The following is an 18493-nucleotide window of genomic DNA, read 5'->3' on the forward strand; positions in this document are numbered from 1 at the left end:
CCACGGCGATGTGGGCGGCGTGGGAGCGCGGCGGCCGGCTCCCCGCTGCCTGGTTGGCGATGCCGGCGGCCGCGGTCGCGCTGTCGCGCGGCCTGCAGGGCGACGGTACCGGCTTCACGCTGTGGCGCTCCCGCGCGGTCGGGGTGGCGCGGGTCGACGACGCGGCCGAGTCCCCGCTGCTGGCCGCGTTCGCCGACGCGCGGGTGGCCGTCCACTCCGGAATGTTCGAGGCGGCCGAAACGTTGGTGGCGCGCGCCTTCGCTCCGTTCCCCGACGGTCGCTTCGGTGCGTACGCGCGCGCGGCGGGTGCCGAGCTGGCGGTGGCCGCCGGGTCGGCCGATGCCGCAGACCGGTTGGTGGGCGCCGGTGCCGCGGAGAACGACTGGGCGCTGGCGTGCGTGGCCCGCGCCACGGGCCGGCTGCACGGCGATCCGGCCGCGTTCGCCGCGGCGATCGAGGGCTTCCGCGCCCTCGGCGCCCGGTTCGAGGAGGACGCGACGCTGGCGCTGCGCCGAGCGTCCGTGCGGGCCACCCGGGGTTGAAGGCGGGCATGGACGGCGCCGAGGAACTCGCGGAACGCGGGCTCGCCTGGCTGCTCGCCTCCGCGCGGGCGACGGGCGGCACCGATGGCGGGACGTCGGCGCGGTGGCCACGGGGTTGGCGCGGTGGGGGCGGGCGACGGCGCCAACCAAATGGCCACGGCGCCGATGGCGGGACGTCGGCGCGGTGGCCACCGGGTTGGCGCGGTGGGGGCGGGCGACGGCGCCAACCAAATGACCACGGCGCCGATGGCGGGACGTTGGCGCGGTGGCCACGGGGTTGGCGCGGTGGGGGCGGGCGACGGCGCCAACCAAATGGCCACGGCGCCGATGGCGGGACATCGGCGCGGCGGCTACCGGGTTGGCGCGGTGGGGGGCGGGCGACGGCGCCAACCAAATGACCACGGCGCCGATGGCGGGACGTTGGCGCGGTGGCCACCGGGTTGGCGCGGTGGGGGCCACGGCGCCGACCTCCCGATGAGGAGGGCTCAGCTGCCGCTCGTCGGCACGTTCAGGCAGAGCAGGGCGGGTAGGGCCGAGGGGTCGGCGGGCACCCGCAACCGGGTGATGGCGGCGTTGTCGAACTGCGGGAACACGTCGCGGTAGCGCGCCAGCGGGATCCCCAGCCAGCCGCACAGCGCCAGCCGCAGCGCGGTGCTGTGCGCGACCACCAGCACGCGGGACCCCCGGCGGCGCTCGACGAGCCCGCGCAGCGCACCGAGCGTCCGGGCGGCGGCCCGGTCCAGCGGTTCACCCCCGGGGAACGGGTGGCGCACCGGGTCGGCGACGAACAGCTCGGCCGCCACCGGGTCCGTGACGCGCAGCTCGGCCATCGTCCGTCCCTCCGCCACCCCGAAGTCCACTTCGGACAGATCCGCCAACAGCTCGGGTTCGCGCCCGAGCGCCGCGGCCACGGGCGCGATGGTGTCGCGGGCACGCGCCAGCGGCGAGCACGCCAGCACGTCGTGCGGGTGCACGCGGGCCCACTCCCCCAGCCGCGCCGCCTGCGCGCGTCCCGTGTCGGTGAGCGGGATGTCGCTCACGCCGCAGTAGCGGTTCTCGGCGTGCCAGACGGTCTGGCCGTGGCGGACGATCGTCAGCTCGGTCATGCCGGCCGGCCGAACCGGCGCAGGGCCTCGACGAGCCGGTGGTAGCCGTCGTCCAGCTCGGCGGCATTCGCTGCGCGCGGCTCGAACCGCCGCCCCATCCGCACCATCGACGCCGCCGTCGCGCCGAGCCGCCCGACCGGCGCGGCCGCGAGCACCGCGGAGCCGAACGCCGAGCCCGACCGCTGCGGCACCGCGAGTGGCCGCTGCAGCACGTCGGCGCGCAGCTGGGTCCACCAGTCGTTGCGCGTGGCGCCGCCGGTGACCACGACCTCGCCCACCGCGTGGGCGCCCAGTGTCGCGAGCGCGTCGAACGCCATCCGCTCGACGTACGCGACGCCGTGCGCAACGCGCTGCAACCGGGTGGCCGCATCGGCGGTCGCGGGCGCGCCGGCGTCGAACCCGACCGCGTCCGCGGCGACGAACGGGAACCGCTCGCCCCGTCCGACCAGCGGGTACGTGGCGCCGCGCGGCACGCCACGGTCGCGGGCCTGCGCGGTGAGCGCATCGAGATCGGCACCGGGCAGCTCGCGCGCGAGCACCCCCGCGCCGATGCTGGACGCACCGCCGGGGAGCCAGCCGCCATCGGGGTTGAGATGGGAGTAGATCGCGCCGGCCGGGTCGTGGAGCAGCTGCGCGGTAGAACCCTTGAGCACCAGCGTGGTGCCCAGCGCCGAGCTCCACTGCCCGGGGGCGAGTGCGGCGGCCGCCACCTGGGCGGCGCAACCGTCGGTCATGCCGGCGACGATCGGGGTGCCGGCCGGGACGCCGGTCAGCTCGGCCGCAGCACTACCGACCTCCCCCACCCGCTCGCCGGGCAACACGACGTCGGGCAGCAACGCGGCGTCGACGCGCAGCGCCGCGAGCACGTCGGCGGGCCACTCCCGCGCCAGCAGGTCGTACCCGGACTTCAGCGCGTGGCTGGTGTCGCTCGCGACCGGACGCCCGGCCAGCCGGGCCCCGATGTGGTCGGCCTGGTGGGCGAAGCGGTGCCCGGGAGCCACGGACGCGGCCGTCGCCACGATCTTCGGCAACGCCCAGCTCGCCTGCATCCGGTACCCGAGCCGAGCCCACAGCGCCGCACCGGCCTCCTGGACGCGGGCCAGCTCGCCGCGGCCGCGAGCGTCGTCGTAGAGCAGGCCCGGCCCGACCGGCAGCCCGGCCGCGGTCTGCACCACGACGGTGCCGGACGTCGAGTCGATCGACAGACCGTCGATCGGCCCCGACGCCCCCGCCGTCGCGGACCGCAGCGCGACGCACGTGGCCGTCCACCACTGCTCGGGGTCCTGCTCGTGGCGCCCGTCGGCACGCACGTCGATCGTGAGCGGGGCGCTGCCGCTCCCGAGCAGCGAACCGTCGGCGGCGACGAGCACGGCCCGCACCCCTTGGGTGCCGACGTCGACCCCCAGCCACTGCGGCACCGACGGCTCCTCCCGCTCATCCACCTCGCCGGGCCCACGATTTCACAGTGCCGACGTCACAGGGCCGACGTCACAGGGCCGAACACCATCTTCACAATGCTCATCGACGGATTCGGATCACGCCGCCCGACCCCCGAGAGGATCGCCCGATGCTGTTGCACGACGAACGGGTCCAGCTGGTGGAGTACTGCCTGCGGATGCAGGCCGACGACCTGACCGTCGGCACCTCGGGGAACCTGAGCATCCGCTCCGGGGACCACATCGCGATCACCCCCAGCGGGGTGCCGTACGAGCTGCTCACACCCGAGTCGATCTGCGTGATCGACCTCGACGGCAGCCAGGTCGAGGACGGGCTCCGGCCGTCGACGGAGGTGCCCATGCACACGTCGGTGTACCAGCACACCGGCGCGCGCGCGGTGGTGCACACCCACCCGCTCTACGCGACGGCGCTGTCGGTGCTGCTCGACGAGGTGCCCCCGGTCCACTACATGATCGCGGCCCTCGGCGGCCCGGTGCGGGTGGCGCCGTACGCCACGTTCGGCAGTGCGGAGCTGGCCGCCAACAGCATCACCGCGATGGAGGGCCGATTCGGGGTGCTGCTGCAGAACCACGGCGCCACCACGTACGGCGACAGCCTGCCGACGGCCTACACGCGCAGCATCTACCTGGAGTGGGTGTGCCGGCTCTACCACCAGGCCCGGCTGCTCGGCGAGCCGAACCTGCTTCCCGCCGCGGAGATCGAGCACGTCGCCAAGCGGCTGGGGAGCTACCTGCCGGGGGTGCCCGGGACGGCGTGACGCGCTCAGCCCCCGTTGCGACCTGGCGCCCACCGGTTGCCGACCGGCCTGAGGCTCGCCTGCGGGCTGGCCCAGCGCGGCATCGCGGTGCGGGTGATCGACGCCGCGCCGGGCCCGGCCACGATCTCGCGCGCTGGGCCGGCAGCCCCGCGGCGCCGAGGTGCAGGCCCGCGCGGGCGCGCTGGGCGATCTTCCGGCGCAGGCGCTGCCGCTGCGGGACGTCACGGTGCACGCCGATCACGCGGCGCCGGTCCGCGTGCCGGTCGGTCCGGTGGCACGCGCCGGTCGCCGGTCCACGATGCTCATCTCGCAGGTGGCGATCGTGCCCGACGGCGACGCGACGGCGGCTGCGCAGTCCCTGCTGCGCGACATGTTCTGCCCCGCGATCGGCGTGCCGGTGGCGACGGCGCAGTCGGTCGAGTGGGCATCGCTGTTCCGGGTGCAGCAGGGCACCACCGCCACCCGCATCCTCTTCGCCGGCAGCGCGCGGATGCGCCTGGGCCGCGCAGCGCCGGCTGTCCTGTTCGCACTGCCGGCCGTGCAGTCGCTCGGGTGGCGGCAGGCGTCCGGCCTCTCGATCAGCTACCGCGGTGGCCCGCTCGCGGTGCCGGGCCGGTTCCGCAGCGGACCACGCGCCGGTGACCGCGCCCCGGACGTCGCGTGCGTCCGCGCCGGCGGCAGCAGCACGACGCTGCTCGAGACGGTCGCCGGTGGCCGTTGGGTGCTGCTCGTGGGCGACCGGGCCGTCGCCGCTCGGCTGCTGCCGGTCACGGTCAACCCGACGCCGCTGACACCCGACGCGCTGGCCGGGTACGTCCGTGCGGTGCTGGCCCAGCCGGGGTACGGGCCCAGGTCGACCTGACCCGTCCCGGCCACCTCGGTATGGCAGGAAGGCCACCTTGCCGCAAGAATCTTGCGGCAAGGTGGCCTTTCCTGCAACGGGGTTACCGCGGCTCTCGAAGAGCCGGCGGGTCAGAGCAGGCCGAGACCCTTCACGGCCTCGCGCTCCTCGACCAGCTCGGCGACGCTGGCGTCGATCCGCTGGCGGGAGAACTCGTTGATCTCCAGGCCCTGGACGATCTTCCAGGCGCCGTTCTCCGAGGTGACCGGGAAGCTCGAGATGATGCCCTCGGCGACGCCGTAGGAGCCGTCGGACGGGATGGCCGCGGAGACCCAGTCGCCCTCAGCGGTGCCGTTGACCCAGTCGAAGACGTGGTCGATGGCCGCGTTGGCCGCCGAGGCGACCGACGAGCCGCCGCGCACCTCGATGATCTCGGCACCGCGCTTGGCGACGCGCGGGATGAACTCGTCGCGCAGCCAGGACTCGTCGACCTGCTCGGCAGCGATCTTGCCGTTGACCTCGGCGTGGTAGAGGTCGGGGTACTGGGTGGCCGAGTGGTTGCCCCAGATCGTGAGCTTGTGGATCTCGGTGACCGGCACGTCGAGCTTGGCGGCGAGCTGGCCGACCGCGCGGTTGTGGTCCAGGCGGGTCATGGCGGTGAAGCGCTCGGCCGGCACGTCGGGTGCGGCGGAGGAGGCGATGAGCGCGTTGGTGTTGGCGGGGTTGCCCACCACGAGCACGCGGATGTCGTCGGCGGCACCGGCGTTGATGGCACGACCCTGCGGGGCGAAGATGCCGCCGTTGGCCTCGAGCAGATCGCCGCGCTCCATGCCCTTGGTGCGGGGGCGGGCACCGACCAGCAGGCCGACGTTGGCACCGTCGAAGGCCTTGGTGGCGTCGTCGGTGATGTCGACGCCCTGCAGCAGCGGGAACGCGCTGTCCTGGAGCTCCAGTGCGACTCCCTCGGCGGCCTTCACCGCCTGCGGGATCTCCAAGAGGCGCAATCGGACCTGGGTATCCGGCCCGAGCAGCTGCCCGGAAGCGATCCGGAACAGCAGCGCATAGCCGATCTGGCCGGCTGCTCCGGTGACGGTAACGGTGACGGGTGACGACGACGCTGCAGACACGTGGCGAAGGCTAGTACTCGCAGCTCCGGGGCGCCGCGACGGGGAGCACACTCGAGCCGAAGGTGCTCAGGGACACATTCCGCAGGAGCAGTTCGGCCAAACGGCACCGGCCGCCGGGTCCGCCGCGCTAGCGTCGGTCGGGTGAGCCGTCCAGAGCCCGAGGACACCGAAGGGCCCGACCAGCTGCCGTCCTGGGCGGGTGCGCCCGGCTACGCTCCCGCGGCCGACGACCTGCCGCCGCACGCCCCGATGCCCGGCGCCCCGCCCTATCCGGCGCAGCCCGAGCTGCCGCCCCCCTCGATCATCCGACCGGCCACGGGCTCCACCTACCGCGCGGCCGTGAGCGCCACGGCCATCTGGGCACTGGTCAACCTGGTGCTGCAGCTGGTGATCGCCGGGCCGGCCCCGTCGCTGCGGGCGTTCGGGATCCTGCTCGGCAGCCTGGTGGTGCACACCCTGCTGGGCGCGCTGCTGGTCTGGATCGTCGCGCGGCGCAAGGTCTGGCCGTTCTGGTACCTGGTGGTGCTCGCGCTCCCGGTCTTCTGGATCATCCGCATCGCGCTGGTGGCGCTCGTCGGCAGCTGAGCGGCTCAGCCGGCGCGGCGCCGGGAGCTGATCACCCCGGTGTCGAAGCCGGCCAGGTGCAGGCCACCGTGGAACCGAGCGTGCTCCACCTTGAGGCAGCGGTCCATGACGACGTCGAGACCGGCGGCCTCGGCACGCCGCGCGACGTCCTCGTCGAGGAGGCCGAACTGCGTCCAGAACGTCTGAACGCCCGGCGGCAGGGCGAGCACCTCGTCCAGCACCGCGGGCAGGTCGGACTTCCGCCGGAACACGTCGACGAGATCGGGCACCACCGGCAGGTCGGCCAGCGACTTGTAGACCGGCCTGCCGAGGATCTCGGTGACGTTGGGGTTCACGAGGAAGAGCTCGTAGTCGCTGGTGGAGAGCAGGTAGGTGGCCACGAAGTTGCTCGCCCGCGACGGGTTCGGGGACGCGCCCAGCATCGCGACGGTGCGGGTGCGGCGCAGGATCTCCAGCCGCTTCGTCGCCGTGGGGTTCTGCCACGTCATGAGCTTGCCTTCCCCAGTGCCTGATCGAGATCCCAGAGTATGTCGTCGGGGTCCTCGATGCCGACGCTGATGCGCACCAGGTCCGGCGGCACGCCCGCGTCGCGCAGCTGCTCGTCGGTGAGCTGCTGGTGGGTGGTGGAGCCGGGGTGGATCACCAGCGTGCGGGCGTCGCCGATGTTGGCGAGGTGGCTCGCCAGCTCCACGGACTCGATGAACGTCTGCCCGGCGGCCCGACCGCCCTTGACCCCGAACGCGAAGACGGCACCCGGGCCCTTCGGGAGGTACCGCGCCGCGAGGTCGTGGTGCGGGTGCCCGGGCAGGCCGGCCCACTTGACGTAGGACACCCGCGGGTCGGCCGCCAGCCATTCGGCGACGATCCGCGCGTTGGCCACGTGGGCCTCCATCCGCTGCGGCAGCGTCTCGATGCCCTGCAGCAGCAGGAACGCCGAGTGCGCCGACAGCGTGGCGCCGACGTCGCGCAGCTGCTCGGCACGCAGCTTGGTGAGGAACCCGAACTCGCCGAAGTTGCCCCACCACGTCAACCCGCCGTAGGAGGGCACCGGCTCGGTCATCACGGGGAAGTTGCCGTTGCCCCAGTCGAAACGGCCGGACTCGATCACCACCCCGCCCAGCGTGGTGCCGTGCCCGCCGAGGAACTTGGTGGCGGAGTGGATCACGATGTCGGCGCCGTGCTCGATCGGCCGGCACAGGTACGGGGTGGCCATCGTCGCGTCGATCACCAGCGGCAGCCCGGCCGCGTGCGCGACCTCGGCGAGCGCGGCGATGTCGGCGACGTCACCGGAGGGGTTGGAGACGACCTCGGCGAACAGCAGCTTCGTGTGCGGGGTGATCGCGGCGGCGAACGACTCCGCCTTGTCGCCCGCCACGAACGTCGTGTCCACACCGAACCGGCGCAGCGTCACGTCGAGCTGGGTGATGGTGCCGCCGTAGAGGCCTGCGGCCGCCACGATGTGATCGCCCGCACCCGCGAGGCTCGCGAAGGTGAGGAACTCCGCGGCCTGCCCGCTGGCGGTGGCGACCGCACCGAGCCCGCCCTCCAGGCTCGCGAGCCGCTCCTCCAGCACCGCCACCGTCGGGTTCGCGATGCGGCTGTAGATCAGCCCGTACTTCTGCAGCGCGAACAGGCTGGCCGCATCGGCGGTGTCGGTGAACACGAAGCTCGTGGACTGGTAGATCGGGGTGGCGCGCGCGCCCGTCGCAACGTCGGGCACCGCGCCCGCGTGCACCGCCCTGGTGCGGAAGCCCCAACTGCGATCGGTCATGGGACCCATCCTGCTCGCGCACCAGAGCGGATGGTCACGCGGTGACCAGCGTGGTGGTGACCGGGGTGGTGTTGCGGAACAGGTCCAGCACCGGGCAGTGCTCGTCGACGGCGGCCGAGAGCCGTTCGTAGTCCGTGGCCGGGGCCGGGCCGGAGAGCGTGACCTTGACGCGCACCTCGCCGAAACCGGGACGCACGGCGCTGTCGAAGCCGAAGAAGCCGCGGACGTCGAGATCGCCCTCGACGTCGACGCTGATGTCCTCGAGCGGGATGCCGAGCTGCGCGGCCCAGAACCGGTAGGTCACGACCTGGCAGGACAGCAGCCCGGCAAGTGCCGCCTCCACCGGGTTGGGCGCCTCGTTCGCCCCGCCGAGCGCAGGCGGCTCGTCGACGAGGACGGTGTGGCCGCCGATGCGGATGTGGCTGCGCACTCCGTCGCCACCGGTACCGGTGGCCTTGAACAGGGCGTGGCCCTTGTCGGGGTTGTCCTCGAGTGCGGCGCCGGTGGCGTCGATGATGGTGCGCAGGTTCTGGTCCCGCTCGGTGGCGGGCGCGGTCGTCTCCACGGACATGGGTGTGCTCCTGTGTGGAAGGGGTGTCGGCGGGCTGCGGCGGATGGTCAGCAGGAACCCGGACACGCGCAGGTGCACACGTGGGCGAAGTCGACGTGTCGGCGGCGCACGAGAGGCACAGGGACCGGCACGCGTCTCTTTCTACCCGGCCGGCGCGGATCCGTCGAGCCCGGAGGCACGTCGTCCTCAAGTCAGGCTCACCTATCGCCCAGGTCGTGCTGCGAGCTACGCCCTCGCCCCGTCCAGGTGCTCCTTGAAGAACGCGATGATGCGCCGGTGGGCATCCGCCGCGCTGGCCTCGTGGTACTCGGCGTGGATCGGCAGGTGCTTGGAGACCGCGCCCATGACGCCGGGGATCCGGCTCATGAACGAGTGGCCCGCGTCCGGGTAGACGTGCACGTCGTGCGGCACGCCCAGCGCCTCGAGGTCGGTGGTGAGCTGCTCGGGCACGCCCCGCGAAGCCAGGTCCCGGCCACCGTAGCTCGCCACGACCGGGCACGAGCGCGGCATGTCGACCTTGCCGCTGTAGAACGGTGCACTGACCTTGTACATCCCGGTCCTCGCGAGCAGCAGCGCGAAGCTGCCGCCCATGCAGAAGCCGATGGTGCCGATCCGGTCGGCGTCGACCTCGGGACGGTCGACGAACCAGCGCCGCGCGTCCTCGAGGTCGTCGAGCTCGCGACCCTTACCCGTCAGCGTCGCCCGGACCGCGCTGGCCACGCACAGCGGCCGCAGCGACCCCCGCGCGAACAGGTCCGGGATGATCACCGCGTAGCCCTCGGCGGCGAGCTCGCGCGCGATGCGGCGCATCTCGTCGTTCATCCCGAAGACCTCGTAGATCATCACGAGGCCGGGCACCGGGCCGTCGACGTGGTCGGGAACGGTCAGCACGCCGGGCAGGGACACGCCGCCGCCCGCGGGGAACGTGATCTCGGTCTGCACACCGCCGACCGTACTGCTCGGTAGCCTGCAGCGCTGTCAGGAACGCGGCGCTCTCAGGAACGGGGCAGCCGGACGAGCCCCTCCTGCACGGTGGTGGCGACGAGCGTGCCGTCCTGGGTGTGGAAGTGCCCGGTGGCGAGACCCCGCGACCCCGACGCCGTGGGCGAGTAGCAGGAGTAGAGCAGCCACTCGTCGGCCCGGAACGGGCGGTGGAACCACATGGCGTGATCCAGGCTCGCCATCTGCATGTTCGTGGAGCGCACGTCGTGGCGGGCGGTGACCGAGCCGAGCAACGTCATGTCGCTGGCGTAGGTGAGCAGGCAGACGTGCAGCAGGCGGTTGTCGGGCAGGGTGCCGTCGGCGCGCATCCACACGCGCACCGGCTCGTCGGACGGCGCGCGGGTGGGTGAGAAGGCGGGCTCGCCGACGAACCGCATGTCGATCGGGCGTGGGATGCGCGCCACCCAGCCGCCGTCGCGCCCGGCCGCCACCCGCCCGCCGATGTCGAGCAACGTCTCGGGGGCCGGGACGCCCAGCGGTCCGGGCTCGGTGTGCTCGAGCCCGTCCTGCGGGAGCTGGAACGACGCCGACAGCGAGAAGATCGCTTCACCGTGCTGGATCCCGAGGACCCGGCGGGTGGTGAACGAGCGGCCGTCGCGCACGCGCTCGGTCTCGTAGACGATCGGCACGGTGGGGTCACCGGGCCGGATGAAGTAGGCGTGCAGCGAGTGCACCTCACGGTCGTCGGGCACGGTGCGACCGGCCGCGACCAGCGCCTGCCCGGCCACCTGCCCGCCGAACACCCGGGTGGGGCTGGTGGGCGGGCTGACCCCGCGGAACAGGTTGACCTCGAGCTGCTCGAGGTCGAGCAGCTCGACCAGCCCGTCGAGGACGGCCTGGCCGCGAGGGGCGCCGTCGGCGGCCGTGCCGTCATCGGCATCTGGGCGAGTGTGCGAGGAGGTGCTCACGGCCGCATCCTCTCAGGTCGCGCCGGGACCGCTCGCCGTGATGCCAGCACGATCGGGGCGGCTCACATCGCAGCATGGTGGCCATCCTGCGATCCAACGTTGGGATGGCCACCTTCCTGCGATCCCGGCGGGCTGCCAAGCTGCACCCGTGACCGACCTGGACGAGCTCGCGGTGCGCACCGCCGCCATGCGCTGGCTCGACGAACGCACCGCCTTCGGGGAGCGGACGGTCACCCAGCCCGAGGTCGCCGCATTCCCGTTCCTCGGGGAGAGCATCTCCCTGCTGATGCGCCAGCAGGGCATCTGCAAGCCGCGCCAGCTGGGAGCGGCGCTGGCGCTGCGCACCACCTGGACGCCGCCGGGCGGCAAGGCGCCCTACGCGGACTTCGAGGGCCCGGACGGCATGTTCCGCTACGCCTACCGCGGCACCGATCCGGACAGCTTCGACAACGTCGCGCTGCGCCGGGCGGGCGAGCTCGGCCTGCCGCTGATCTGGTTCGTGGCGATCGCGACCGGCGTCTACCACGTCCAGTACCCGGTCTACGTCGTCGCCGACGAACCCGACCACCTCCGCGTGGCTCTCGCCGTGGACGAGGCCCAGCGCTGGATCAGCCCGGCAGCGGGCGCCGCGGACGAGGATCGGCGCCGCTACGTGCAGCGGCTCAACAAGCTGCGGCTGCACCAGCCCGTCTTCCGCGCGCAGGTGCTGGGCGCCTACGAGCGGGCCTGCGCGATCTGCAAGCTGCGCCACACCGAACTGCTCGACGCCGCCCACATCCTCAGCGACGTCCACCCGCGGGGCACGCCGGTGGTGCCCAACGGGATGGCGCTGTGCAGCATCCACCACCGCGCGTTCGACGCGAACGTGATCGGCATCCGGCCCGACCTCGTCGTGGAGGTCCGGCGCGACATCCTCGCCGAGATCGACGGCCCGATGCTGCGCCACGGCCTGCAGGAGATGGCCGGGGTGACCGTGACCAGGCCGAAGAAGATGATCTGGTGGCCGGACCCGTCGCGGCTCGACGAGCGCTACGAGCAGTTCCGGGCGACCGGCTGAGCCGGCGCCCGGCTCAGCCCAGGTCCTCCTCACCCAGGCGGTGCACCCGGATGAGGTTGGTGGAGCCCGCGGTGCCGGGCGGCGAGCCCGCGACGATGACCACGAGGTCGCCCGCCTGGAAGCGCTCGATGGAGAGCATGGCGTGGTCGACCTGGCGCACCATCGCGTCGGTGGAATCGACGAAGTCGACGAGGAACGTCTCGACGCCCCACGTCATGGCCAGCTGGCTGCGCACCTCGGGGGTGGGGGTGAAGGCCAGCAGCGGCAGCCGCGTGTGCAGCCGCGCGAGGCGGCGCACGGTGTCGCCGGACTGCGTGAACGCGACGATCGCGCGGGCGGAGAGCCGCTCGCCGATGTCGCGGGCCGCATACGACAGGACGCCCCGCTTGGTGCGCGGCACGTGGTTGAGCGGCGGGACCCCGACCGGGCCCTCCTCGATGGCCTCGATGATCTGGCACATCGTGCGGACCGTCTTGATCGGGTAGCGACCGACGCCGGTCTCGCCCGACAGCATCACCGCATCGGCACCGTCGAGCACCGCGTTGGCGACGTCGGACGCCTCCGCGCGCGTCGGCCGCGAGTTGGTGATCATCGACTCGAGCATCTGCGTGGCGACGATGACCGGCTTCGCGTTCTCCCGCGCGATCTGGATGGCGCGCTTCTGCACCAGCGGGACGTGCTCCAGCGGCAGCTCGACACCCAGGTCGCCGCGGGCGACCATGATGGCGTCGAACGCCAGCACGATGGCCTCGAGGTTGTCGACCGCCTCGGGCTTCTCCAGCTTCGCGATCACGGGCAGCCGGCCGCCGCGCGCGTCCATGATCTTGTGGACGGCGTCGATGTCGGCGGGGCTGCGCACGAACGACAGCGCGATGGTGTCGACGCGCAGGTCGAGCGCGAACTCCAGGTCGGCGATGTCCTTCTCGCTCATCGCCGGCACCGACACGTTCATGCCGGGCAGCGAGAGGCCCTTGTTGTCGCTGACGGGGCCGCCCTCGGTGACGCGACAGACCACGTCCATGCCCTCGACCGCGACGACGCGCAGGCCGACCTTGCCGTCGTCGACCAGCAGCCGGTCGTCGACCCTGGCGTCGTCGGCGAGGCCCTTGTACGTGGTGGAGACCCGGTCGTGCGTGCCGACGACGTCCTCGACGGTGACCCGCACCTCCTCGCCGGTGCGCCACTCGACGGGGCCGCTGGCGAAGCGGCCGAGCCGGATCTTGGGACCCTGCAGGTCGGCGAGGATGCCCACAGCGCGACCCGCCGCGTCGGCGGCCTCGCGGACCATCTCGTAGACGCGCTTGTGGTCATCACGGTTGCCGTGGCTGAAGTTCAGCCGCGCGACGTCCATGCCGGCCTCGACCAGTTCCCGGATGCGATCCGGGGTGGCGGTGGCGGGTCCGATGGTGCAGACAACCTTTGTGCGACGGCTCACACGATGGAGTCTAGCGCGCTGTCTGGAACGATACGGAAGGAGGTTCTGAACACTTAAGAAGCTGTTCACCCCGACCATGCCGGGACGGCCCGGGTCGTCTCCCTCGAACGAGTCGGGCAGGCGAGGTGGAGCACGTGGAGCAGCGGCGAACGTCGGATCCGGACCGGATCGGGCCTACGAGGTGCGGGGCCGACTCGGCACCGGCAGGCGCGTCCTGCTCGCCGCGGGCCACGGCCGCCTTCTCGCGATCACGCTCGTGGACCCGGTGCGCGGCCGCAGAGGCGCTGGCCCACCTGCACGCCGCGGGCCGGGCACCGGCCTCGGTTCGGTCGCCCGTCCGGGCAGCGCTGATCGGCCGCGAGCGGCGTCGACGCGCTCGACGTGCTGCTCGCCGACGGCGATGCGGTCCTCGTGGGCGGCGAGGGCACGGCCGTCGCACTGGATGCCGCGAGTGGGGCACCGCGCTGGCGCTACAGCGCGCCACCGGTACCCGGAAGGGCACGTTGCAGGCCGTCGACGGCGCCACCGGCGCAGCGCTGTGGACCCGCCCGTCGGGGTCGGGAGCGAGCCTGTCGCGCATCGCGGCCGCGCCCGTGACGGTGCTGCTCGGGATCAGCGGTCTCGGCGGGAGCCGCGTGCTGGCGCTGCAGGCCCGACCCGGCGCACGCGTCAGCGCCGCGGGAGCTCGCTCGGCCCCACGTGGTCGGTCAACCAGTCGACGAGCGGCTGCAGGGAGCGCCAGGTGCTGCGCACCCGGTCGGTGGTGCCGGCCTCGTGCAGCACGTCGTCGGGCTCCCAGCCGAGGGAGCCGTAGAGCCCCTTGCGGCGCAGCAGGTCGACCCGCGGGTGATCGGGATCGACGCCGCGTGGGCGGGTCTTGAGCTGCTCGCCGTTGATCTCCAGCCCCGCCACGTCCAGCTTGTGGACGCGCTTGCGCAGATCCTCGCCCGTGCGGTCCTCCGCCACGGCGGCCCGGAACCGGGTGAGCTGGTCGGCCGCCATCCGGTAGTAGCCACCGGCGACGCGCAGCCCGTCGCTGCCCAGCTGCACGTAGAACGGCCCGACTATCGCACCGCAGTGCGTCTTGTAGGGCGTCTTGTCGCCGGAGAACCGCACGTCACGGTAGGGGCGGAAGATCTTGCCAGCCCCGAACTCGGGCTCCAGCTCCGCCATCAGCGCCAGCATCGGGATGCGGACGTCGTTCTCGTAGACCTCACGGTGGTCGGTCCAGTAGGCCTTGGAGTTGTCGACCTCCAGGCCGTCGTAGAACTCGACGGCCGCCTCGCCGAACCCGGCGAACCCGGTCACGGTTGCGGGTCGTCCTTCGGCTCGGACAGCTCACCACGGGCAGGCGTCTCACCATCGCCAGGTGACTTCCGCACCGAGACGGCGGGCACCGCGTCGCCGTCCACGGCGGCGGCCCCGTCCCCGGCCCCGGCCTCCGCGGCAGGCTCCCCGACCACCTCACGCGGCTTGCGCACGGCCACCAGGTACACGACGGCGGCCACGAACACGACCGCCGCGACCACGACGTTGATCCGCAGGTCGCCGAACACCCGCGTGGCGTAGTCGGTGCGCATCTGCTCGATCACGAACCGGCCGGCCGTGTAGCCCGCCACGTACACCGCGAACGCGCGGCCGTGTCCCAGCTTGAACCGCCGGTCGGCCCACACGACGATGCCCGCGACGATCAGGTTCCAGATCAGCTCGTAGAGGAACGTGGGCTGCACGATCTCCACCGGCGTGTGGTCGAGCGCCACGCCGCCCAGCGCGTCGGGCAGGCCCGACGACGGGTCGACCCTGCGGTAGATCTCCAGGCCCCACGGCAGCGTGGTGGGCGCGCCGTAGAGCTCCTGGTTGAACCAGTTGCCGAGCCGGCCGATGGCCTGCGCCACGACGATCCCCGGGGCCACGGCATCGGCGAAGAACGCCAGCGTGACGCCGCGACGGCGGCAGCCGATCAGCGCCCCGACGGCGCCGAGCGCCACCGCACCCCAGATGCCCAGCCCGCCCTGCCAGATCTTCAGCGCGTCGATGGGGTTGCCACCCGGGCCGAAGTAGGTCTGCCAGTCGGTGGCGACGTGGTAGAGCCGCCCGCCGACGAGGCCGAACGGCACCGCGAACACCGCCACATCGGTGACCGTGCCCGCCGCACCACCGCGGGCGACGAAGCGGCGCTCGCCCCACACGACGGCGACGATGATGCCGATGATGATGCAGATCGCGTAGGCCCGGATCGGGATGGGCCCGAGGTACCAGACCCCGCGATCGGGGCTCGGAATGGAGGCCAGCACCAGGCCGGCGACGCCAGAACTCACCCGGCCACGTTAGCGCGCGCCACCGGCACGCATCGGTGGTGGGCGGCGCCTGCTGCTCAGACGGGCTGTGGCTCGGCGTTGCGGACGCCCCCGGCGAGCTCGGCCGACAGCGCACGGACCGCGTCCGGGCCCCCGTCGGTGGCCGCTGTGACGAGTGCCGACCCGACGATCACGCCGTCGGCGAAGCCCGCGATCTCGGCCGCCTGCGCGCGCGAGCGCACGCCCAGCCCGACACCGATCGGCATCGACGTGTGCCGCCGGGCGCGGGCCACGATGTCGGCGGCCGCGCCTGCCACGGAATCCCGGGCGCCGGTGACACCCATGACGGAGCTGGCGTACAGGAACCCGCTCGACGCCGCGGCCGTGGACGCGATCCGCTCCTCCGTGGAGGACGGCGCCACCAGGAAGATCCGGTCCAGGCCGTGCGTGCGCGAGGCCGCCAGCCACTCGTCTGCCTCGTCCGGGATCAGGTCCGGGGTGATGATTCCCAGCCCACCCGCGGCCGCCAGATCGCGCGCGAACGCGTCGACGCCGTAGGCCAGGATCGGGTTGAAGTAGGACATGACGACGGCCGAGCCACCCGCCGCCGACACCCGCTCGACCACCGTCATCACATCGCGCAGCTTCGTGCCGGCGCGCAGCGCCGCCTCGGCCGCGGCCTGGATGGTGGGACCGTCCATGACGGGGTCGGAGTACGGGACGCCGATCTCGACCAGGTCGCAGCCGCCCTCGACCATCGCGTTGATCAGATCCACCGAGCCGTCGACCGAGGGGTACCCGGCGGGCAGGTAGCCGATGAGCGCCGCCCGGCCCTCCGCGCGCGTGCGCGCGAACACGTCGCTGACGCTCATACCGGCGTTCCTTCCGTGAGCGACGCCTCGGCTATGGCGGTGCCGCTCGCGTCCTCCGCACTCTCGTTCTCGGCCACCATGCCGAACCACTTGGCCGCCGTGTCGACGTCCTTGTCGCCGCGGCCCGACAGGTTGACCAGCACGATGCCCTCGGGTCCCAGCTCGCGGCCCAGCCGCAGCGCGCCCGCGATGGCGTGCGCCGACTCGATGGCCGGGATGATGCCCTCCGTGCGGCACAGCAGCGCGAACGCCTCCATGGCCTCGCGGTCGGTGACGGGCGAGTACTCGGCGCGACCGATGTCCTTGAGCAGCGCGTGCTCGGGGCCGACGCCCGGGTAGTCGAGGCCCGCGGAGATCGAGTACGACTCCTTGGTCTGGCCGTCCTCGTCCTGCAGCAGGTACGACAGCGCGCCGTGCAGCGCCCCGGGCGAACCCTCCGACAGGGTGGCCCCGTGCCGCCCGGTCTCGACGCCGTCGCCACCGGGCTCGAAGCCCACCAGCCGCACCGACGGGTCGTCGATGAAGGCGTGGAAGATGCCGATGGCGTTGGACCCGCCGCCGACGCACGCGGCCACCGCGTCGGGCAGCCGGCCGGTGCGCTCGAGCACCTGCTCGCGCGCCTCCATGCCGATGACGCGGTGGAAGTCGCGCACCATCACCGGGAACGGGTGCGGGCCCGCGACGGTGCCGAGCAGGTAGTGCGTGTCGTCGACGTTGGCGACCCAGTCGCGCAGCGCCTCGTTGATGGCGTCCTTGAGCGTGCGGGAGCCGGTCTTCACCGGCACCACCGTGGCACCCAGCAGCCGCATGCGGGCGACGTTGAGCGCCTGGCGCTCGGTGTCGACCTCGCCCATGTAGACCACGCATTCGAGGCCCATCAGCGCGCACGCGGTGGCCGTGGCGACGCCGTGCTGGCCCGCGCCCGTCTCGGCGATGACCCGCGACTTGCCCATCCGCTTGGTCAGCAGCGCCTGCCCGAGCACATTGTTGATCTTGTGGGAGCCGGTGTGGTTGAGGTCCTCACGCTTGAGCAGGATCCGGGCACCACCCGCGTGCTCGCCCAGCTTCGGCGCGTCGGTCAACGGCGACGGGCGGCCCGTGTAATCGCGGTGCAGCCGGTCGAGCTCGTCGAGGAACGTGCGATCGCCACGGGCCTTGTCGTAGGCGGCGGCGAGCTCGTCGAGTGCCGCGATGAGCGCCTCTGGCACGAACCTGCCGCCGAACTTGCCGAAGTGCCCACGCGCGTCGGGCTCGTGCCCGGACGGGGTGGACAGGCCGTCGCTGGCCTTGCTGAGGACCTGGGGGGGCGCCATCACCGCACCATCCGCGAGCAGGAGGGGTGGAAGCCCGCGGCGACCATGCTGCGCACGGCCGACAGCGGATCCCCGCTGGTGACCAGGCCCTCGCCGACCAACACCGCGTCGGCGCCGTAACCGGCGTAGGTGAGCAGATCGCCGGGGCCGCGCACCCCGGACTCCGCCACGCGCATGACCTCGCTGGGCAGGCCCGGTGCGAGCTGCCCGAAGATCGACCGGTCGACCTCGAGCGTGTGCAGGTTGCGGGCGTTGACACCGATGACCTTGGCGCCCGCTTCGAGCGCGCGGTCGGCCTCCTCCTCGGTGTGGACCTCGACGAGCGCTGTCATGCCGAGAGACTCCACCCTGTCCAGCAGAGCGTCGAGCGCATTCTGCTCGAGCGCGGCCACGATCAGCAGCACGAGGTCGGCGCCGTACGCCCGGGCCTCGTGCACCTGGTACGGGCTCACCACGAAGTCCTTGCGCAGCACCGGCGTGTCGACCGCGGCGCGCACTGCGGCCAGGTCGGCGAGCGACCCGCCGAACCGGCGCTGCTCGGTGAGCACGCTGATGATCCGGGCCCCGCCGTCGGCGTAGGCCATGGCGAGCTGGGCCGGATCGGCGATCTGCGCCAGATCGCCTCGCGACGGGCTGCGCCGCTTGACCTCGGCGATGACGCCGATGCCCGGTGCGCGCATCGCGGCCATCACGTCCCGCGGTGGCCGGGCCGCCGCGGCGCGCCGCTTGATCTCGGCGAAATCGACCTCGGCCTCGCGCACCGCAAGATCTGCCCTGACACCATCCACGATGGACTCGAGGACACTGCCTCCGCTGTGCTCCATGCGGTGGTCCCCCTCTACACGTATCGC

General features: G+C 72.9%; 19 protein-coding genes. 5 read left to right on the forward strand and 14 right to left on the reverse strand.

The window, feature by feature from the left end:
• Positions 1-8 precede the first annotated feature (8 nt).
• Positions 9-542, forward strand: coding sequence for a hypothetical protein (locus ACFPFQ_RS40415; protein ID WP_379628544.1), 534 nt, complete (start codon positions 9-11; stop codon positions 540-542).
• A 485-nt stretch (positions 543-1027) separates the two neighbouring features.
• Here ACFPFQ_RS40415 and ACFPFQ_RS40420 read toward each other — a convergent pair whose 3' ends face one another.
• Entirely contained in the window at positions 1028-1648 is a 621-nt protein-coding gene (locus ACFPFQ_RS40420) for a histidine phosphatase family protein (protein WP_379628545.1), read from the reverse strand.
• On the reverse strand, positions 1645-3066 hold the full coding sequence (locus ACFPFQ_RS40425) for an FGGY-family carbohydrate kinase (RefSeq protein WP_379628546.1): 1422 nt from the start codon (positions 3064-3066) through the stop codon (positions 1645-1647). The genes ACFPFQ_RS40420 and ACFPFQ_RS40425 overlap by 4 nt, the downstream gene beginning before the upstream one ends.
• A gap of 149 nt (positions 3067-3215) precedes the next feature.
• On the opposite strand from ACFPFQ_RS40425, the gene ACFPFQ_RS40430 reads away from it, so the two are divergent.
• Together ACFPFQ_RS40430 and ACFPFQ_RS40435 are read left to right on the forward strand one after the other, a co-directional pair.
• Positions 3216-3863 (forward strand): class II aldolase/adducin family protein, encoded by a 648-nt coding sequence (locus ACFPFQ_RS40430; RefSeq protein WP_379628547.1) that lies wholly within the window; start codon positions 3216-3218, stop codon positions 3861-3863.
• 160 nt (positions 3864-4023) lie between these two features.
• On the forward strand, positions 4024-4725 hold the full coding sequence (locus tag ACFPFQ_RS40435) for a hypothetical protein (RefSeq protein ID WP_379628548.1): 702 nt from the start codon (positions 4024-4026) through the stop codon (positions 4723-4725).
• Positions 4726-4835: 110 nt separating this feature from the next.
• On the opposite strand, the gene ACFPFQ_RS40440 is transcribed toward ACFPFQ_RS40435, so the two are convergent.
• Positions 4836-5831: a malate dehydrogenase gene (locus ACFPFQ_RS40440; protein WP_379628549.1), complete on the reverse strand. Its 996-nt coding sequence runs from the start codon at positions 5829-5831 to the stop codon at positions 4836-4838.
• A gap of 141 nt (positions 5832-5972) precedes the next feature.
• On the opposite strand from ACFPFQ_RS40440, the gene ACFPFQ_RS40445 reads away from it, so the two are divergent.
• Positions 5973-6416 (forward strand): hypothetical protein, encoded by a 444-nt coding sequence (locus tag ACFPFQ_RS40445; protein WP_379628550.1) that lies wholly within the window; start codon positions 5973-5975, stop codon positions 6414-6416.
• A 5-nt stretch (positions 6417-6421) separates the two neighbouring features.
• Here the strand turns inward: ACFPFQ_RS40445 and ACFPFQ_RS40450 are convergent, their stop codons facing one another.
• The 5 genes from ACFPFQ_RS40450 to ACFPFQ_RS40470 all read right to left on the reverse strand — a co-directional run bounded on the left by ACFPFQ_RS40450 (position 6422) and on the right by ACFPFQ_RS40470 (position 10668).
• Entirely contained in the window at positions 6422-6904 is a 483-nt protein-coding gene (locus tag ACFPFQ_RS40450) for a CoA-binding protein (protein WP_379628551.1), read from the reverse strand.
• Positions 6901-8187, reverse strand: a complete 1287-nt coding sequence (locus ACFPFQ_RS40455) for an O-acetylhomoserine aminocarboxypropyltransferase/cysteine synthase family protein (protein ID WP_379628552.1) — start codon at positions 8185-8187, stop codon at positions 6901-6903. The genes ACFPFQ_RS40450 and ACFPFQ_RS40455 overlap by 4 nt, the downstream gene beginning before the upstream one ends.
• Positions 8188-8221: 34 nt before the next feature.
• Entirely contained in the window at positions 8222-8758 is a 537-nt protein-coding gene (locus ACFPFQ_RS40460) for an OsmC family protein (protein ID WP_379628553.1), read from the reverse strand.
• 225 nt (positions 8759-8983) lie between these two features.
• Entirely contained in the window at positions 8984-9700 is a 717-nt protein-coding gene (locus ACFPFQ_RS40465; protein ID WP_379628554.1) for a dienelactone hydrolase family protein, read from the reverse strand.
• Positions 9701-9753: 53 nt separating this feature from the next.
• Positions 9754-10668, reverse strand: a complete 915-nt coding sequence (locus ACFPFQ_RS40470) for an acyl-CoA thioesterase (protein ID WP_379628555.1) — start codon at positions 10666-10668, stop codon at positions 9754-9756.
• 148 nt (positions 10669-10816) lie between these two features.
• Between ACFPFQ_RS40470 and ACFPFQ_RS40475 the strand changes: the two genes are divergently transcribed.
• Positions 10817-11725, forward strand: a complete 909-nt coding sequence (locus ACFPFQ_RS40475) for an HNH endonuclease (protein WP_379628556.1) — start codon at positions 10817-10819, stop codon at positions 11723-11725.
• Positions 11726-11738: 13 nt separating this feature from the next.
• Here the strand turns inward: ACFPFQ_RS40475 and pyk are convergent, their stop codons facing one another.
• The 6 genes from pyk to trpC all read right to left on the reverse strand — a co-directional run bounded on the left by pyk (position 11739) and on the right by trpC (position 18466).
• Positions 11739-13160: a pyruvate kinase gene (gene pyk / locus ACFPFQ_RS40480; protein WP_379628557.1), complete on the reverse strand. Its 1422-nt coding sequence runs from the start codon at positions 13158-13160 to the stop codon at positions 11739-11741.
• Positions 13161-13829: 669 nt separating this feature from the next.
• Positions 13830-14468, reverse strand: a complete 639-nt coding sequence (locus ACFPFQ_RS40485; RefSeq protein WP_379628558.1) for a DUF2461 domain-containing protein — start codon at positions 14466-14468, stop codon at positions 13830-13832.
• On the reverse strand, positions 14465-15478 hold the full coding sequence (gene lgt / locus ACFPFQ_RS40490; protein WP_379628559.1) for a prolipoprotein diacylglyceryl transferase: 1014 nt from the start codon (positions 15476-15478) through the stop codon (positions 14465-14467). Before lgt ends, ACFPFQ_RS40485 begins: the two co-directional genes overlap by 4 nt.
• A gap of 56 nt (positions 15479-15534) precedes the next feature.
• Positions 15535-16329 carry a tryptophan synthase subunit alpha gene (trpA, locus tag ACFPFQ_RS40495; RefSeq protein WP_379628560.1) on the reverse strand — a complete coding sequence of 265 codons (795 nt, stop codon included), beginning with the start codon at positions 16327-16329 and terminating at the stop codon, positions 15535-15537.
• Complete coding sequence (gene trpB, locus ACFPFQ_RS40500; protein ID WP_379628561.1) at positions 16326-17642, reverse strand: tryptophan synthase subunit beta; 1317 nt, start codon at positions 17640-17642, stop codon at positions 16326-16328. The genes trpA and trpB overlap by 4 nt, the downstream gene beginning before the upstream one ends.
• Positions 17642-18466 carry an indole-3-glycerol phosphate synthase TrpC gene (gene trpC / locus ACFPFQ_RS40505; protein ID WP_379628562.1) on the reverse strand — a complete coding sequence of 275 codons (825 nt, stop codon included), beginning with the start codon at positions 18464-18466 and terminating at the stop codon, positions 17642-17644. Before trpC ends, trpB begins: the two co-directional genes overlap by 1 nt.
• Positions 18467-18493 lie beyond the last annotated feature (27 nt).

This window comes from Pseudonocardia sp. GCM10023141 (genome assembly GCF_042653605.1).

What these genes read in the sequence shown, in the direction of transcription:
- ACFPFQ_RS40415 (WP_379628544.1), top strand. Translation starts at nt 9, where the DNA reads ATGTGGGCGGCGTGGGAGCGCGGCGGCCGGCTCCCCGCTGCCTGGTTG.
- ACFPFQ_RS40420 (WP_379628545.1), bottom strand. Translation starts at nt 1,648, where the DNA reads ATGACCGAGCTGACGATCGTCCGCCACGGCCAGACCGTCTGGCACGCC.
- ACFPFQ_RS40430 (WP_379628547.1), top strand. Translation starts at nt 3,216, where the DNA reads ATGCTGTTGCACGACGAACGGGTCCAGCTGGTGGAGTACTGCCTGCGG.
- ACFPFQ_RS40450 (WP_379628551.1), bottom strand. Translation starts at nt 6,904, where the DNA reads ATGACGTGGCAGAACCCCACGGCGACGAAGCGGCTGGAGATCCTGCGC.
- ACFPFQ_RS40455 (WP_379628552.1), bottom strand. Translation starts at nt 8,187, where the DNA reads ATGACCGATCGCAGTTGGGGCTTCCGCACCAGGGCGGTGCACGCGGGC.
- ACFPFQ_RS40460 (WP_379628553.1), bottom strand. Translation starts at nt 8,758, where the DNA reads ATGTCCGTGGAGACGACCGCGCCCGCCACCGAGCGGGACCAGAACCTG.
- trpA (WP_379628560.1), bottom strand. Translation starts at nt 16,329, where the DNA reads ATGAGCGTCAGCGACGTGTTCGCGCGCACGCGCGCGGAGGGCCGGGCG.
- trpB (WP_379628561.1), bottom strand. Translation starts at nt 17,642, where the DNA reads ATGGCGCCCCCCCAGGTCCTCAGCAAGGCCAGCGACGGCCTGTCCACC.
- trpC (WP_379628562.1), bottom strand. Translation starts at nt 18,466, where the DNA reads ATGGAGCACAGCGGAGGCAGTGTCCTCGAGTCCATCGTGGATGGTGTC.